At 54.0% G+C, this 16,636-nt stretch carries 13 protein-coding genes; 5 read left to right on the top strand and 8 right to left on the bottom strand.

Translation table 11 applies throughout. From position 1 onward, the window contains the following. Positions 1–31: 31 nt before the first annotated feature. Both ACTJIK_RS07410 and ACTJIK_RS07415 read right to left on the bottom strand, forming a co-directional pair. Entirely contained in the window at positions 32–403 is a 372-nt protein-coding gene (locus tag ACTJIK_RS07410; RefSeq protein ID WP_440645725.1) for a type II toxin-antitoxin system HicB family antitoxin, read from the bottom strand. After that, positions 400–573 (bottom strand): type II toxin-antitoxin system HicA family toxin, encoded by a 174-nt coding sequence (locus tag ACTJIK_RS07415; protein WP_440645726.1) that lies wholly within the window; start codon positions 571–573, stop codon positions 400–402. Before ACTJIK_RS07415 ends, ACTJIK_RS07410 begins: the two co-directional genes overlap by 4 nt. Positions 574–713: 140 nt before the next feature. On the opposite strand from ACTJIK_RS07415, the gene ACTJIK_RS07420 reads away from it, so the two are divergent. The 5 genes from ACTJIK_RS07420 to bglX all read left to right on the top strand — a co-directional run bounded on the left by ACTJIK_RS07420 (position 714) and on the right by bglX (position 10,299). Next, positions 714–1,862 (top strand): glycoside hydrolase family 18 protein, encoded by a 1,149-nt coding sequence (locus ACTJIK_RS07420; protein WP_440645727.1) that lies wholly within the window; start codon positions 714–716, stop codon positions 1,860–1,862. Positions 1,863–1,936: 74 nt separating this feature from the next. Then, positions 1,937–4,477: a family 20 glycosylhydrolase gene (locus tag ACTJIK_RS07425; protein ID WP_440645728.1), complete on the top strand. Its 2,541-nt coding sequence runs from the start codon at positions 1,937–1,939 to the stop codon at positions 4,475–4,477. 103 nt (positions 4,478–4,580) lie between these two features. Continuing rightward, entirely contained in the window at positions 4,581–6,494 is a 1,914-nt protein-coding gene (locus tag ACTJIK_RS07430) for a hypothetical protein (protein ID WP_440645729.1), read from the top strand. Between the two features lie 116 nt (positions 6,495–6,610). Next, on the top strand, positions 6,611–8,005 hold the full coding sequence (locus ACTJIK_RS07435; RefSeq protein ID WP_440645730.1) for a sialate O-acetylesterase: 1,395 nt from the start codon (positions 6,611–6,613) through the stop codon (positions 8,003–8,005). Between the two features lie 68 nt (positions 8,006–8,073). Then, positions 8,074–10,299: a beta-glucosidase BglX gene (gene bglX, locus ACTJIK_RS07440; protein ID WP_440645731.1), complete on the top strand. Its 2,226-nt coding sequence runs from the start codon at positions 8,074–8,076 to the stop codon at positions 10,297–10,299. Between the two features lie 33 nt (positions 10,300–10,332). Here the strand turns inward: bglX and ACTJIK_RS07445 are convergent, their stop codons facing one another. The 6 genes from ACTJIK_RS07445 to ACTJIK_RS07470 are packed head-to-tail and all read right to left on the bottom strand — an operon-like array spanning position 10,333 to position 16,550. Continuing rightward, on the bottom strand, positions 10,333–11,397 hold the full coding sequence (locus ACTJIK_RS07445) for a response regulator (protein WP_440645732.1): 1,065 nt from the start codon (positions 11,395–11,397) through the stop codon (positions 10,333–10,335). Further along, positions 11,394–12,542, bottom strand: a complete 1,149-nt coding sequence (locus ACTJIK_RS07450) for a sensor histidine kinase (protein ID WP_440645733.1) — start codon at positions 12,540–12,542, stop codon at positions 11,394–11,396. The genes ACTJIK_RS07445 and ACTJIK_RS07450 overlap by 4 nt, the downstream gene beginning before the upstream one ends. A gap of 26 nt (positions 12,543–12,568) precedes the next feature. Beyond that, positions 12,569–13,384 (bottom strand): alpha/beta hydrolase family protein, encoded by an 816-nt coding sequence (locus ACTJIK_RS07455; RefSeq protein WP_440645734.1) that lies wholly within the window; start codon positions 13,382–13,384, stop codon positions 12,569–12,571. Between the two features lie 54 nt (positions 13,385–13,438). Further along, positions 13,439–14,737: an erythromycin esterase family protein gene (locus ACTJIK_RS07460; RefSeq protein WP_440645735.1), complete on the bottom strand. Its 1,299-nt coding sequence runs from the start codon at positions 14,735–14,737 to the stop codon at positions 13,439–13,441. 26 nt (positions 14,738–14,763) lie between these two features. Further along, complete coding sequence (locus ACTJIK_RS07465; protein ID WP_440645736.1) at positions 14,764–15,474, bottom strand: LytR/AlgR family response regulator transcription factor; 711 nt, start codon at positions 15,472–15,474, stop codon at positions 14,764–14,766. Further along, entirely contained in the window at positions 15,471–16,550 is a 1,080-nt protein-coding gene (locus ACTJIK_RS07470) for a sensor histidine kinase (protein WP_440645737.1), read from the bottom strand. Before ACTJIK_RS07470 ends, ACTJIK_RS07465 begins: the two co-directional genes overlap by 4 nt. Positions 16,551–16,636: the final 86 nt, after the last annotated feature.

Consider the following 16,636-nt stretch of genomic DNA (forward strand, 5'->3'; position numbering starts at 1 on the left):
ACAGTGTATGGCCTGTGGGTTGTTAAACAATTCAAATATTCACCTGGAAGGCTTTATTGACATCGTTTTTATGGCGAAGGGCATAGTGAATGGCAGTTTTCACAAAATCATTCAGGGAAACATTGTTCAGGGCTGCGAATGTAGCTGCTTCTTTATGCAAGTCCGTTGGAATGCGGACATTGAAGGTACCTTTATACGTTTTATCCGGTTCTTTACCCAAAGCCCTGCATGTTTCCAGGTAATCCTCCACGGCGTCGTGAAAGGCCTTTTTCAGCTGTTTCACAGATGATCCTTCAAAGCTCACCAGGTCATTGATTCCAAGAACTTTCCCGTAAAATATTTCATCTTCAGAGCTGAAGTGAATAGAAGCGTAATAATCCTTGTATTGAAGAATGTCATTCATTTTTTGATGTATCCTTTTGCTGACAAGTGTTCAATGATTTGTTTGATGGCGTACGTCTTAATAATATTTCCAGGATGTGGCTGATGGAGTAAAATAACATTCAGTTCCTTATTGACGAACTTCCGTCTTGACCCGCCCGTTTTTCCGGTTCCAGTTAAATTTCTAATCATCTTCTGAATATTTTTAAATGGATGTATGAGCAACTAAATATCAGTTGCAAAATAATAACATTTTCCCGAACCACAAAATCGTTCCACACTCAATATTTTTCTTGAATATAACTATCTTTATCCCGCTTAACCACCGCCTTATGCGTTACCCATCCATGCCAGCTAAAGCCGCCGCGGCCCTGGCCGCCACCTTCCTGCTCATTTGCAGCATGGCTTTCATAAAAGCCGGGCCGCCCGCAAAGCCCGTCGTGATCGCATATGTAGGCGGGTTCCGCGGTCTCATTGCCAACCCTGATTCCATCGAGGTGGAAAAACTCACGCATATCAACTACGCCTTCGTGGATGTGAAGAACGGCCAGGCATGGCTGACCAATGAAAGGACAGACACCGTGAATTTCCGCAGGCTCAATGCCCTCAAAGCGCGCAATCCCGAGCTGAAGATACTGATCTCCATCGGCGGATGGGCCTGGAGTGAGAACTTCTCCGACGCCGTGCTCACGCCTGAAGGCCGCGCGCTTTTTGCGCATACGTCCGTGGACATTATCCGGAAATACAAGCTGGACGGGGTGGACATCGACTGGGAATATCCCGGCGTACCGGGCGAGGAAGGGAATATCTACCGCCCGGAAGACAAACAGAACTACACGCTGATGTTCCAGGCCATCCGCGCGTCGCTGGATACCCTTGAAAAGGAAACAGGCGGCAAATACCTGTTGACCACCGCAGTGGGCGGCGGTAAATATTTTATCGAGCATACGGAGATGGAAAAAGCCCAGCAGTACCTGGACTTTGTGAATATCATGAGCTACGATTACAAAACGAACCCGAACGGCATTGCCGGTCACCATACTAACCTTTACGGCTCTACGAAAGACAGTACCGAGGCGTCCGCTCACCGTTCCGTGCAATATTTCCTGCGCGCGGGCGTGCCTGCCGCTAAGATCGTGCTGGGCTGCGCATTTTACGGTCGCGCCTGGCAGCTGCCTTCCGGCGACAAGCGCGGGCTGAACCAGCAGGCCCTGAAAGGCGCCAGGGGCGGAGGTTACACCCGCCTGAAAGACAGCCTGATGACGCAGGGATATGTCCGTTACTGGGACAGGCGCGCCAAAGCCCCCTGGCTGTGGAATCCCGGGCAGAATATCTTTATCACTTACGACGACGAGCGCTCTGTGCGCGAAAAATGCAGGTACGTAAAAAGGCATAAGCTGGCCGGCGTCATGTTCTGGGAATATTCCAGCGATCCTAAAGGTTACCTGCTCGGCAGCATTCATAAAACTTTTACCAAGTAATTACGCCTTCCGGGGAAACCGGCCCGCTCAAAGCCGGCTTTCCTTTGAGATTGCCGTAATTAAATCCTGATTATATGCATCAACGATTCACGTTTATTTTTTTATTGTTATCCTTCTCCGCGTTCGCGCAAACGCCGCCTTTCCCACAGAAAGGGCTGAAGCTCAAATGGGAAGTAAAGGAGAACGGTTTTATGGGCGAGGCAAAAACTTTATCGGTCTTTACCCTTACCAATACCACGAAAAAAACATTCCCGGCTGCGGGCTGGACCATTTACTACAATTTTATCCGCTTCACCACGCCGCTCCGCACCGAAACAGCGCCTGCCGTGGTACCGGGGCATGTGAACGGGCATCTTTACACCCTGAAACCCACCGGGAATTTTAAAGGGCTGGCGCCGGGAGAATCTATCCGGATCAACGTTGAATCCGGCGCCTGGGTCACCAATTACACCGATGCGCCCGACGGGCCGTATATCGTTTGGGACGAAGCGCCCGCCAAAGGCTACGCCATCGCGGATTACACCGTGGTGCCTTCTACAGACGACAAGCAGCTCCGCCGCCAGGCAAACGATACGAAGGTGCGCACCACGCCGGAAGAGATTTACAAACGCAACAGCCTGATCAGGGACATACCGCTGGAGCAGCTGCCGCGCGTATTTCCCACGCCCGACAGTACGCGCAACACCGAAGGCGTGTTCACGCTGGATGCGGGAGATGTGATCGCCTATCACCCTGAATTCAGGCAGGAAGCGGAATACCTTGCCGTTATCCTGAAAGAGGCGCTGGGCAAGCCGGTAAAGACCGCCGAAGGAAACAATGGTTCCATTGTGCTGGGGAAGCCCCTGAAGAAAGAAAGTTCCTCACCCGGTTCATATCATCTTAGCATAAGCAGCGATAAAGCCATGTTGAATGGCGTTGATGCGGAGCATGTATTCTACGCTATCCAGAGTTTCCGCCAGTTGCTGGGCAAACCCAACAACGGAGTCATTTCCATCGCCGGCATTGAAGTGAAAGACAAGCCCCGCTTCGGTTATCGCTCATTTTTGATAGACATTTCCCGCAACTTCCAGCCGAAAGCCGAAATACTCCGCATCCTGGATGTGCTGGCGCTTTACAAGCTGAACGTACTGCATCTGCACATGAGCGACGACGAAGGATGGCGCATCGAAATACCCGGCCTGCCGGAGCTGACCGAAGTAGGCGGCCGCCGCGGGCATACCGTGGATGAGCTGGATATGCTGCAACCTTCCTACGGTTCCGGTCCTGATGTGAACAATACAACGGGCAGCGGCTGGTACACACGGGCGGATTACATCGAGATACTGCGTTACGCAAAAGCGCGGCATATTAAGGTGATCCCCGAGGTGGAAATGCCCGGTCATGCCCGTGCCGCCATAAAAGCCATGGACGCGCGCTATACAAAACTCATGAAAGCAGGCAATGCGCAGGCCGCGGGCGAATACCGACTCAGCGATCCTGAGGATAAAAGCCAGTACCGTTCCGTGCAGGAATGGAAAGACAATGTGCTCAACGTGGCGCTGCCTTCCACTTATACATTCATTGAAAAAGTAACGGACGAGCTGGTGGCGATGCATAAAGAGGCCGGCGCGCCGCTGGATGTTATTCATATGGGCGGCGACGAAACGCCCGCGGGCGTGTGGGAACGCTCTCCCGCCTGCCAGCGCCTGCTGGACACCAGCGCCTCGCTGGAAACAGCGGACGACCTTTGGTCCTATTTCTACGACAAAGTGGCCCGGATCGTGAACCAACGCGGTTTACAGCTGTACGGCTGGGAAGAGGCCGGTATGCGCAAAACCAAAAGGGACGGGCGCAATGTGATGATCGTGAACCCGGAGTTCGGGGCCCGCAACTTTATGGTGGATGTGTGGAACAATGTAATGGGCGGCGGCATGGAGGATCTTTCCTACCGCCTGGCCAACGGCGGTTACAAAGTCGTGCTCTCCGGCGTGGCCAATTATTATTTCGACATGGCTTACCTCCGCGACTATAACGAGCCCGGTTTTTACTGGGGAGGATATGTTGATATAGATAAACCCTTCTATTTCATTCCTTTGGACCTTTATAAGAATACCAAAGAAGACGATGCAGGCAATGCCCTGCCGGCTTCCGTTTTCACGGGGAAAGACCGGCTGACGGAATACGGCGCGGGAAATATCATGGGTATACAGTCCGCGCTCTGGGGCGAAACCCTGAAAAGCTCTGCCGCGCTGGAATACCTGATGCTGCCCAAACTGCTGGGCATGGCGGAGCGTGCCTGGGCAAAAGACCCGGAATGGACAAAAGACGAGGCCGGATACAACGAAGCGTGGAGCATTTTCGCCAATGTGGCCGGGAAAAAGGAACTTCCGCGGCTGGCGAAGCTGAACGGCGGTTACAATTACCGCATCCCCACGGCGGGCGTGAGCGCGGCGGACGGAAAAGTTTCGGCCAACGTACAACTTCCTGGGCTGGTGATCCGTTATACAGTTGACGGAAAGGAGCCCGATGCGAAAAGTTCCGTGTATTCAGCGCCGGTAGCGCAAAAGGGAACCATCCGTTTCAGGGTTTTTGATCAGCAGGGCCGCGGAGGGAGAACTGTGACAGTACAATACTGACATTATTTTTCGATAAATTGAGGGAAGGGAAGTGTACTAAACGCAGCGTTTGGCCTTCCCTTTCTTTTTGGGCCCGCAGTTAATTGGTTAAAAATTTGTATTGTTGCTGAGATCAAAAGAAATGTTGAAGGGGTTAGGAAAAATAACCGTATTAGTCGCCCTTAGCTGTTACCTGATACTGTGTTGCCTGCCACAATGTGCCTTTGCGCAAAAAAAAGACACCATACCCGCGCAGGGCAAAAAGTGGTTTTCGAAGCTGAATACCTATGTAGACTCCCTGAAGAGCCGTCGTTACCGGGATTCCGTATTATCCAGGATCTCCCGCCACAACGACCCCCCGCCTTCAACGGACGACAGTAGCATGACCAGGAGCGAACAGGGATTTTTGCCGTATGCCGGCAAAGCGATCCGTCGTATCCATTACCGTAAAGTGGCCACCTTCGGCCCCCGGAACATCAACGATACCACCTTTTCCACCAGCATGCGGCTCATCCACATCGCCAACCGCCTGCATTTCGACTCGCAGGAATGGGTGATCCGGCAGAACCTCTTTTTCCGGGAAAAAGACACCATCAATGCCTACGAGCTGGCCGATAACGAACGTTATCTCCGTAACCGACCCTTTACCCAGGATGCCCGCATCCACGCCATTCAAACTGCCTGGCCCGATTCTGTGGACATTCTCGTGGTGACCAAAGACGTATTCGAATACGGGGTGGACCTCCGTAAGCTGACCCCCGGCTCCGTAGCCGCCAAAGTGAGCAACAACAACCTGTTTGGCGCGGGGCAGGGCGCGCAGGTGGGTTTCCGCTGGGATAAAGATTATTCCCGCCCCTGGGGCACGGAAGCCCAGTACACCAAATACAACCTGATGGGCAGTTTTATGGACGTTACCATCGGTTATTCCGAGCTGAATGCAGGCATGCCGCTGGACACCGGCGTGTACGAAGGATCTTATTACCTCCGGCTGGAACGGCCGCTCTACCGCACTTCCGCCAAGATAGCCGGGGGGCTTACGCTCTCGAAGAACTATTCCGTCAATATCTGGGACTACCCGGATTCCATCTACCGCGATTACATGTACAAGGTGTTCGACGGCTGGATCGGCTATAACTTCCGCAACCGCTTCGGCAAAGACGGGCATTTTGATAACAAACCCAATATGGCGCTGCTGTTCCGCTATTCCAATATCGCCTTCGACAAGCGGCCTGACCAGGAGATCTATATCGACGATCCCATCTACAATGACCGTCACTATTACCTCGGGCAGTTCAAGCTCTTCAAGCAGGACTTCTTCAAGGCGCACCATTTCTTCGGTTTCGGTCGTACGGAGGATATTCCCTATGGCTATAACGGCAGCGCGTCTATGGGCTGGGAGAACTGGGTGGGGAGGAAACGCCTGTATACCGGCCTCGAAGGGCAGAAGTTCTGGCAAACCCGGCTGAAAGGGCTCCTCAGCCTGAGCGCCGGAATCAGCAGCTACTGGCAGGCCGGTGTGTCTGAAGATATGGTGATCCATGCCAACGCCAGCTACTACAGCAAGCTGATGAACATGGGAAGGCGGTCCTGGCTCCGACAGTTTATCACGCTCGATTACCTCGGCAACCCGAACAACTATTTCTACCGCCCGCTGAACATCAATATGGAACAGGGTATTTGGGGTTTCAAACGATCTGTTATCAATGGTTTCCATCGCCTGGTGGCCCGCTCTGAAACGGTGTATTACAGTCCCTGGAAGATCTATGGTTTCAAGTTCAACTTTTTCGGCTCCCTAGAAGCCGCGCAGCTCTCGCACAAAAAAAGTTACCTCGTGGAAAACCCCGTGTACACCGGGTTTGGTTTGGGCGTCCGCATCAGGAACGAGAACCTTTCGCTGAATACCCTCAAGGCGGCCGTGTATTATTACCCCAGAACGCCGGACCGTGTGCCCGGGCTTTATTTCGAGCTTACCACGGTAACGGATCTACGCTTCGATATCTATGGCCTGAAAGCGCCGTCGTTCCTCAATTTCTGGTAAAAGTCCCGCGCCGGGCTCCATTGGCTTCCGCTATCGGGATATGCCTTCATTCCCGCGGAAAGTATGATTTCTGGCGGCCGTTTATTATTTTAATGCGCTTAAACTTCAGAAATTTCATGCTACGTTCTTTCCTTACATGCATTTTACTATGCAGCGCAATATTCGCCGGCGCACAGATCCGCCTTCCGGCTATCATGGCAAACAACATGGTGCTCCAGCAGAACGATTCCGTAATGCTCTGGGGCTGGGCCGCGCCTGGTGAAAAGATCAGGGTGACCACTTCGTGGAACGGCAGGCTGGATTCCGTGGTAACCACCCGCGACGCCAAATGGCAGCTCAAAGTGAAGACGCCCGCGGCCGGCGGCCCTTATGATATCACCCTGCAGGGCCGCAATACCGTTAAGCTGCAGAACGTGCTGATCGGCGAAGTGTGGATATGCAGCGGGCAAAGCAACATGGAATGGTCCGGCAACCACGGGCTAAAGCAGATCAAAGCCGAACTGCCCGTTTGTGCGGACGCAAACATCCGCTTCTTCCACGTTCCCAAAACAACCGCTGCTTACCCGCAGGACGATGCCGAAGCTGCCTGGGCGCTTTGTGATTCCAATACGCTGAAAAGCTTCAGCGCGGTAGCTTATTACTTCGGCAAAAAACTGAGAAAAGACCTGGATGTACCCATCGGCCTCATCAACGCCAGCTGGGGCGGCACGCCCGCCGAAGTGTGGACGCCCGCGGAGGAAGTGACCACCCAGCCCGCTCTCCTGGAAGCCGCCGGCAAGCTGGCTCCCAGCAACAACTGGCCTCACCTGCCCGGTTATACTTACAACGCGATGATCGCGCCTTTCACCAAATTCAGCATTGCCGGGGCCATCTGGTATCAGGGCGAGAGCAATTCCGGCACCGCATCCACCTACGACCCGCTGATGAGGAGCCTGATCGGTTCCTGGCGGAAAGCCTGGGGGCGGGAGTTTCCATTCTACTATGTGCAGATCGCCCCATACAATTACGGCAAAGAGACCATTAAAGGTGCGCTGCTCCGCGAAGCGCAAACCGCTACCCTTGGCTACCCGCACACCGGTATGGCTGTAATTACGGACCTGGTGGACGATACCAGCAACATCCACCCGCAAAACAAGGCCGATGTGGGCCTGCGCCTTGCCAACTGGGCGCTGGGCGATCATTACGGCAAAAGCGGCATTGCTTATAAGAGTCCCGTATACGAAAAGATGGAACAGCGCAACGGGAAGATCGTGGTGTATTTCAAAAACGCGGAGAACGGCTTGAAAGTGAACGGCGGCAAGGCCACACAGTTCTACATCGCCGGGGCGGACAAACAGTTTTGGCCGGCGGATGTGAAAATCGTAGGGAATACGGCCGTTGTATCTGCCAAAGCGGTGAAACAACCGGAAGCCGTCCGCTTTTCGTTCACGAATACCGCGATCAGCAATGTTTTCAGCAAGGAAGGCCTGCCGGTGACCCCGTTCCGCACGGATAACTGGGCTGAAAAATAAATACAGCCATACGGACTGAACAAAGCACTTTTAACCGGCGTTGATTAAGAAGTCAACGCCGGTTTTTTATGAAACTCATCCTCACCATATGCCTGCTTATGTCCGTTACTGCACATGCACAGCAGCCGCAACAAACCTTCCTCCGCAGCCTGCTGCAAAAAATGACGCTGGAGGAAAAGATCGGGCAGCTGAACCTGCTCACCAGCGACATGGATGTAACGGGCCCGTTCATGAAGGAAAATTATAAGCAGGACATTCTCAGCGGCGCATGCGGCGCCATTTTCAACGCCTACACACCGCAATACACGCGTATGTTGCAGGATATGGCCTTAAAAACGCGGCTGAAGATCCCGCTGCTTTTCGGTTACGATGTGATCCACGGGCATAAGACCATTTTCCCCATTCCCCTCGGCGAAGCCTGCACCTGGGACCTCGGCCAGATGGAAAGGAGCGCCAGGATCGCGGCGGAAGAAGCCAGCGCCGACGGTTTGCATTGGACCTATTCGCCTATGGTAGACATTGCCCGCGACCCGCGCTGGGGGCGGGTGGCCGAAGGTGTTGGGGAAGATACCTGGCTGGGCGTGCAGATAGCTAAAGCCAAAGTGCGCGGTTACCAGGGCACAGACCTCTCCGCTCCAAATACGCTGCTGGCCTGCGTAAAACACTTCGCGCTCTACGGCGCCATTGAAGCCGGCAGGGATTATAACACGGTAGACATGAGCCGCCGCCAGATGTACCAGTTCTATCTTCCTCCCTATAAAGCCGCCGTGGATGCGGGCGTAGCTTCGGTCATGACTTCCTTCAACGAAATCGACGGCATTCCCGCCACGGGCAACAAATGGTTGCTCACAGACCTGCTGCGGAAGGAATGGGGCTTCAAAGGCTTCATTGTAACGGATTACACGTCCATCAACGAAATGATCAACCATGGGATCGTGAAGAATGAATACGAGGCGGGCGAGCTGGCGCTGAAAGCCGGTGTGGACATGGATATGCAGGGTAGCGTATATGCCACGCAGCTGAAAAAATTGGTGACGGATAAAAAGATCAGCATACAGGCCATCGACCAGGCAGTGTACCGTGTGCTGGAAGCGAAATACAAGCTGGGATTGTTCAAAGACCCTTACCGCTACAACGATTCTGCGAAGGCGAAAGAGGTGATCATGAGCCCGGAGAAACTGAAAGCGGCCCGCGAAATATCGCAGCGTTCCATTGTATTGCTGAAAAACGACGGCGGCCTCCTTCCGCTGAAGCCGCAAGGAAACATTGCGCTGATAGGCCCGCTGGGCGATTCTCAGAAAGATATGATCGGCAACTGGTCTGCCGCCGGGGATTTTAAAAAGGCCGTTACCCTCCTGCAGGGCCTCAAAGCAAAGAACCTGAACGTTACTTATGCACAAGGCGCGAATGTGACGGACGACAGCGTGTTGCTGGGCAAGCTGAACATCCCGGCCGGCAACGCGGCAGCCATGGAAAAAGAAGCGCTGGACCTTGCGCAGCGGTCGGACCTGGTAATACTGGCGCTGGGCGAAAGCCAGGGCATGAGCGGAGAAGCCGCCAGCCGGTCGGACATTGGCATTCCTCACAGCCAGAAACGCCTGATGGAAGCCGTGTTGCGTACAGGCAAACCCGTTGTGCTGGTATTGATGAACGGCCGCCCGCTGGCGCTGGAATGGGAAGACCAGCATGTGCCCGCCATCCTGGAAACCTGGTTCCTTGGCACCGAAGCCGGCAATGCCATTGCAGACGTGCTGCTTGGGGAATACAATCCTTCCGGCAAGCTCACCATGACCTTCCCCCGCAATACCGGGCAGATACCCATCTACTACAACCGCAAAAACACCGGCCGGCCGCTGGACCCGAACAATAAATACACTTCCAAATACCTGGATGTGAGCAATGAACCGCTTTATCCATTCGGTTACGGTCTCAGCTATACGAAATTTGTATACAGCGATATCCGCATCAGCAAAAATTCTATCCGGGCTGCCGAAAAATTAAAAGTGAGCGTAACCGTGTCCAACGAAGGCGATTACGATGGTGAAGAAGTAGTGCAGCTCTACATCCGCGACGTGACGGCCAGTGTGAACCGGCCATTGAAGGAACTGAAAGGATTTCAAAAAATATTTCTCAAAAAGGGCGCCACGCAGGAAGTGGTGTTCACCATCAGTACAGACGACCTGAAGTTCTACGACCGCAACATGCAATACACCTGGGAGCCGGGCGAGTTCAGGGTACAGGTAGGAGCTAACAGCCGCGATGTGAAAGAAGCGGTTTTTAACGTTATCAAATAAAGAGGGCGGTCATTCGGACCACCCTTCGTTTTATCAATACAATAACTTCCTCAGCAATTCCGGCTGCACGATCCTGATGCGCGTGCCCTGCATTTCGATGAGCTTTTCCGATTTAAAATCACTCAGCGTCCGTATCAGCGATTCGGTGGCGGTGCCAACGAAGCGTGCAATATCGTCGCGGGAGAGCTCTATCAGCGCATCGGGCTGCTGCTCCAGGTGCAGCTTGTCGTGGATGGCCAGCAGGCCGTTAGCCACGCGTTTGCGCAGCGAATCGTAGGCCAGCTGCAGCAGGCGGTCTTCCTTTTCTCTCACTTCAGTGGCGATGCGTTTGATGAAAGTGCGCGCCACGCTGATATCGTTCAGCAGCTGTTCGAGGAACACTTCTTTCGGGATCTGCACCAGTTCGGTATTGTCCAGCGCTTCGGCGTTCTCTTCGTAGGGATGGTCTTCCAGCAGCGGAACGTAGCCGAAATAATCGCCGGCGCTGAATAGATTGGTGATGTACTCCTTGCCGTCGTCGTTCATGCGGTAGGCCTTTACTTTGCCGCTTTTCACATAATACAGGAACTGCGGATGTTTGCCTTCGCGGTAAACGGGTTGTTTTTTGGAGAACGGCAACACATCGTAAGCATCCAGGTTCAGCTGAAGGAGGCCGGAGGCCTGCCAGTCCTGCAACATGGTGCCGATGGACTGCGTTTGCGAAGCCGCGAATTTTTCCTGGAGGAACTGTTGTTTTTTCAGCCGCGTTTCAACGGCTGTAAGCAGTTCCACATCTTCGAAGGGTTTGGTGATATAATCGTCGGCGCCCATTTCCATGCCTTTCCTGAAATCGCTGCGGTCGGTTTTGGCGGTCACGAAAATGAAAGGGATATGTTCCGTTTCGGGGTACTTCCGGAGCATGTGCAATACACCGTAGCCGTCGAGCTCGGGCATCATGATGTCGCACACGATGAGGTCCGGTTGTCTTTCCCGCGCCATTTCTATGGCCTGTTTGCCGTTTTCCGCTTCCAGCGCGTTGTAGCCCGCCAGTGTGAGTATCTCCGCAACGTTCTCGCGGATGCCGGGGTGATCGTCTACTACCAGGATAGTGGCTGTCATTTGGTCTGAAGATTTGGAAAGTTGATAATGATCTTGGTGCCTTTGTTGAGCTCGCTTTCAACGTCGATGCGGCCGTGAAGCATATCCACATACCGTTTCACGATATGCAGCCCGAGCCCTGTGCCTTGAATATTGGTTACGTTGCGGCCGCGGAAGAAGCTGCTGAACAGGTATGCTTTATCTTCTTCAGGAATACCCATGCCATGATCCTGCACAATCGCATGGATATGCCCGTCCTGCTCCCAGACCTTCCAGTGGATGGCTGTTCCTTCGGGAGAAAATTTCGAAGCGTTGGTGAGCAGGTTCACGAAAATATGTTTCAGCAACCGTTTGTCCGACACTACCTGCAATTCCGCCTGAACGTCCGCATCCAACACCTGTCCTGGTTTCAGCAGGCCCTGCACTTCTTCCGCCGTTTCGTGGGAGAAGTTGTACATGGAAATGTTTTCCGGGTGCACGTGTATCTTCCCTTCCTCGATGCGCCCGAGCGACAGGAAGTCTTCCAGCAGTTCATTCAAATGGATCACGGAATCCCTGATCTTCTGCACGTGTTTTTCACGACGCGGCTGATCGTCGGACGAGGGGTATTTGCCGATCAGCGCTGCGGAGGAAAGGATGGCGCTCAGCGGTGTTCTGAACTCATGCGAGGCCATGGACACGAAGCGGGATTTGATCTCGCTCAGTTCTTTTTCTTTTTCCAGCGCGTCTTTCAGTTCGGCCTGGGAGGAGGCAAGATGCGACAGCGCCAGTTCGAGGTTGGCGGTCCTTTTCTCCACTTCCTTTTCCAGCGCCTGGTTCAGCTCCTGCATGGTGCGGTACAGTCTTTTCAGGAACAGTACCAGCAGGGTGGAGCTGATCACGAGGATGAGCGAAAAAAAGTGTTCTATGAATACTTCCGCGAGGTTCGGGTTTTTATGAGGCAGGCAGGCGATCACCACCACCAGTATGGTACAGGCGATGCCCATAAAGCGGGTGGGCGCATCCTTTTTGATGAAGATCGTGAGCAGGATGGCCGTGATGAGGCCGCCGTCGAAGAAGTTGTAGTCGGGCCGCCATACCAGCAGGCATGCAGTTACCAGCATGATAAAGATGGAAATAACAAGTGTCTGCCGCTGGCCGAAATGAAACATGGTATTCGTTTGCATTAAAGGCAAAGATAACGCATGCGGCCCTATCTGTAGGCAGACATGACGAAAGTCACTATTACAGACGGGTCTTTCAGGCTGTGAGGATGATGTTTTCCGCCCGGCTTGCGGATCACCTGTATTTTCCCGCCTGCGGCCAACACTTTCCGCTCAAAGAGGTCGGTATTTTCTTCGATGGGCACAGCTTCGTCCGCATCGCCGCAGATGTGCAGCATGGGGTAGCCGCCTTTCACGATCTCAGGCACCAGGTCCAGCGGGTTGCCTTTGAACCGGCGGGCTTCTTCCTCGGTCTTATACCCGAAGTCGTTTTTGAATGTTTCCCAAACCGCGGCGCTGCCGGGCCCTTTCCCTTCGCCCAGCGGCCAGCTGCGGATGTCCAGCACGGGAGCGTCAGCATACACGCAGGCTACGCGCTCAGGGTAACGCACGGCCCAGCGGTAAGCGTAAAATCCGCCGCGGCTCATGCCGAACATGGCTGCTTTCTGGTGAAAGCCCGCCTTGCGCAATTGCTGGTAGAAACGGTCCCAGATGCCGAGTGCTTCGTCGTTGGCGAACATTTCCGCCACATCGCAGAATACGACGTGATAACCGAGCGCCAGTAACGCACTGTCCGCCTGCGGTTCATGTCCCCAGAAACGGGAACGCCATACCCAGGGTTTGCCTTCGGCCGGTGTTACGTTAGGCACTACCACGTAGGCTTTGCGGCCTTCGAAGCGGCCCTCGTAACAGCTGAAGCCGTGAAAATTGGTCACAGAATCGAGGAAGGGCAGGGGTTTTTCCTTATCCTGTGCATGAAGGGTGTTTCCAGCCTGGAGGCATAAATACAGCAGTATCCGTTTCATAAAAGTAAAGTACGATAATTCCTTTCTTTTTGAAAGCGGGGGCAGGTTTGCCGTTTAAAGGCCAAGGGCAAAAGTGGTTTTATCCGCATATACCAGCCAGTCGAACAGCTCGTCCAGCTTTACGGGTTCCGGGGTGAACTGTTCCCTGGAAGCGACAGACCCGATCATACGGAACCTGCCTTTCAATGGCAGGGTATGCGTGGAGAAAAAGAATAACGGCATGCCGGTTTTATGCAGCAGCGATTCGATGCTCCCTGCTACAAGTATGCTGAGCGTATTATCTTCCTTCATTTTAAAAGTTACCTCGCTCATGGCGCGGTAAGTGCCGGTGGAAGTAGTGAAGCCAAGATTCTGATAAGCTGCGCCGTAGCGGGCTTTGAGGCGACTGCCCAGTGTTTTGAAACCCTCAACCGCGCCATGCCTGTTGCCTACATGGCCGTTGTGCGCCCACAGCATGATCTTCTCACCGGGATGCTGAGCAGCCAGGCGCTCCACATTGAGCGCCATCATGGAATCGCGCGTGTTGATGGCCTGCAGCCAGTCTTTGGATGTGAATTGCTGCAGGGCCGCTTTGATATTGAGCAAATACCAGGTAGCCTGTTCCCATTCTTTTTCATGAACGTGAGGCGGGCGGACCGGGATATTCTCCGCCATGCTTTCCGCGATGGCCCTTGCTTCTGTCATCGCCTGCCCGGCGGTATCGCCTTCTGAGGCGCTGTAGTCCGTAAGGCGGCGGAAAGCGTTGGTCTGGTAACTGTCCTCTATCTCGCGGATGCCTCTTACATAGCTGTCCATCTGCTGGTTGTCGAAGCCGGCGAAGGTGAGCTTGTTGCCGTGGGAGGCGTTGTAGCTGCGCATCCATTCAATCAGGTCCAGCAGTTCCTTTACCTGGAATACGTTGTGGAATTCCTTTTGCAGGATGTCTTTCGGGTCGCCCTGGCCCGTTGTGATGTATTGATTGATGAGGGCGGCGCCGTACATGCCGTCTTCTATGGCGAATACGGTGTAGCCCATTTCCTGCACGAGGAATTCGAAGAGGCGGTGCTTGAAGGTGAAAAATTCGTGCGTGCCGTGCGTGCCTTCGCCCGCGCCGAAGATGCTGACGCCGGAGAGGCCCTTCTTTAGCGGCGCCAGGTCGCTGAAGGTGTAACCGGGAAGGGCGGATTGCAAGGGGAATACCTTGAGGGAAATATTGGGTGTTTTCGCGGGCTGGGTATAATTGCGTTTAGGCGTTACGGTTGTCCGTACAACCGGGGCGGTGGAAGTATGTTTCCGCACCTCCGTTTTCTGCGCATGTACAAAGGAAAATAACAGGCATAACAATGCCGTAAACGGCAAAAGGCGTCGTTTCATGGGTCAGGCGTTTTTAAGATGAATGATCAGATGCCGCGCAGCTCGCGGAAGAGTATGGATTGGCGGCGCGACAGCGGGATGCGGGCGCCGTCCGCCAGTTCGAGTTCCAGCAGGGAATTATCCAGCGCATGGATCTGCTGCACATGGCCCAGGTTCACGATGTGCCTGCGGCTGGCGCGGAAAAAATGTTTCGGGTCCAGCCGCGGCTCCAGGGCGTTCAGGCTGCGGGCCAGCAGGGGCGCATGTTTCCCGAAATACAACCTGATATAGTTACCGCTGGATTCCATCAGCCGTATGTCGGATAAAGGCACAAACCAGCAGCGGTCGCCGTCCTTCACAAATATTTTTTCATGTATATCGAGGTAAGTGGAAGCTGGCGCAGGGATGGCGGTAGTTTCAAGCCTGTCAAGACTTTCACCCAAACGTTTTTCCGTAACCGGTTTCAGCAGGTAATCCAGCGCATTCACTTCGAAAGCCCTGATGGCGTAAGTGTCATAAGCCGTGGTAAAGATCACCTGCGGCACGGTTTCCAGCTGCTCCAGCAATGCGAAGCCGTTGGCTTCAGGCATTTCGATGTCAAGGAAGATCACCTGCGGGCGCAGTTTACGGAGCATTGTGAGCGCTTCGCTGACGTTCGCCGCTTCACCGGTTATTTTCACCTGCGGGAATTTTTCCAGCACGGCGCGCAGGTCGTTGCGCGCCAGCCTTTCATCGTCTATGATCATTGCTTCAATCATGCGGCGGGGAGTTTTACGGTGGCGCATACCGTTTGCTGCGCCGTGTTATGAAGAGTGAAAAAGGCTTTGTTTCCATACAGCAGCGCCAGCCTCTTCAGCGTGCCCTGTATGCCAAAACCGCCGCCGGAGCGTTCTTCAGACACCTGCCCGGTGTTTTCCACGCGCAGCACGAACTGTTTGCCCTCCAGTACAGCGGCGATCCTGATCTCGCCGCCGGCCGCCAGCTTCGAAATGCCGTGTTTGATGGCGTTCTCCACGAGCGTTTGCAGCAGCATAGGCGGCATGGTTTGCGTATGGATAGCGGGGTCGATGGTATAATGCACGTTCAGCCTTTCTTCGAACCTGATCTTTTCAATGGCAAGGTAATGCTGCACCACTTCCAGTTCTTTCCCGAAGGGGATCAGCTGGTGATGTTCCGAGAGCATGGCGCTGCGCAGCACTTCCGCCAGTTCTGCCACCGCCTGCTGCGCCCGGCCGGGATTTTCGCCGATCAGACTGCGGATGCTGCTGAGGGCGTTGAACAGGAAATGCGGGTTCAGCTTTGTTTTGAGATTATCCAGCTCGGCCTGTTTCAGCCTGTTTTCATTTTCCAGCTCGATCCGCTTGAAGCGGCCCTGCAGCAGGCTGAAATAAAGGATCACCCAGGCCCACACCACCAGGTGCCATACAAACCATACGGCGAGGAAGATCAAACCTATGGCCACCGGGGTTTCCAGGCCCCCTGTGTTTTTCAGCGACTTGTCTGCGGAGCTGAAGAAATTATGCCACCCACCGTCTTCGGCAATGCTGATACCGGAGAGCCATAACACGATCAGCAGCGAGCTGAGGGTCACCGCGCCCCACACCTTCATGAACACCGCGCCCAACCGGTAGCGTTGCAGCTGCTGTTTGCGCAGGTACAAGTACAGCAGGTGGGTGGAGAGCACCCCGATGAACCAGGCGCTGTAAAAATCGGTGTCGCCAAACACGTCCGTTCTGAAGGCAAAGCCGTCGCCCGCCCGGATATTGTTCCAGAGGTAAGTAAAGAGGCCCCAGCCTCCCAATTGACATGCCCAGTAACGGTACCTGATCTTCATGGGGACAAATCTATAGGTTAAGGCTGAATGAAAGCGGGGAAATTGAATGAACGGAAGATCGGGGCGGCAGGTGGAAGATTTTCAAG

The sequence above is a fragment of the Chitinophaga sp. 22620 genome, assembly GCF_052044405.1.
Taxonomy (GTDB): Bacteria; Bacteroidota; Bacteroidia; order Chitinophagales; family Chitinophagaceae; genus Chitinophaga.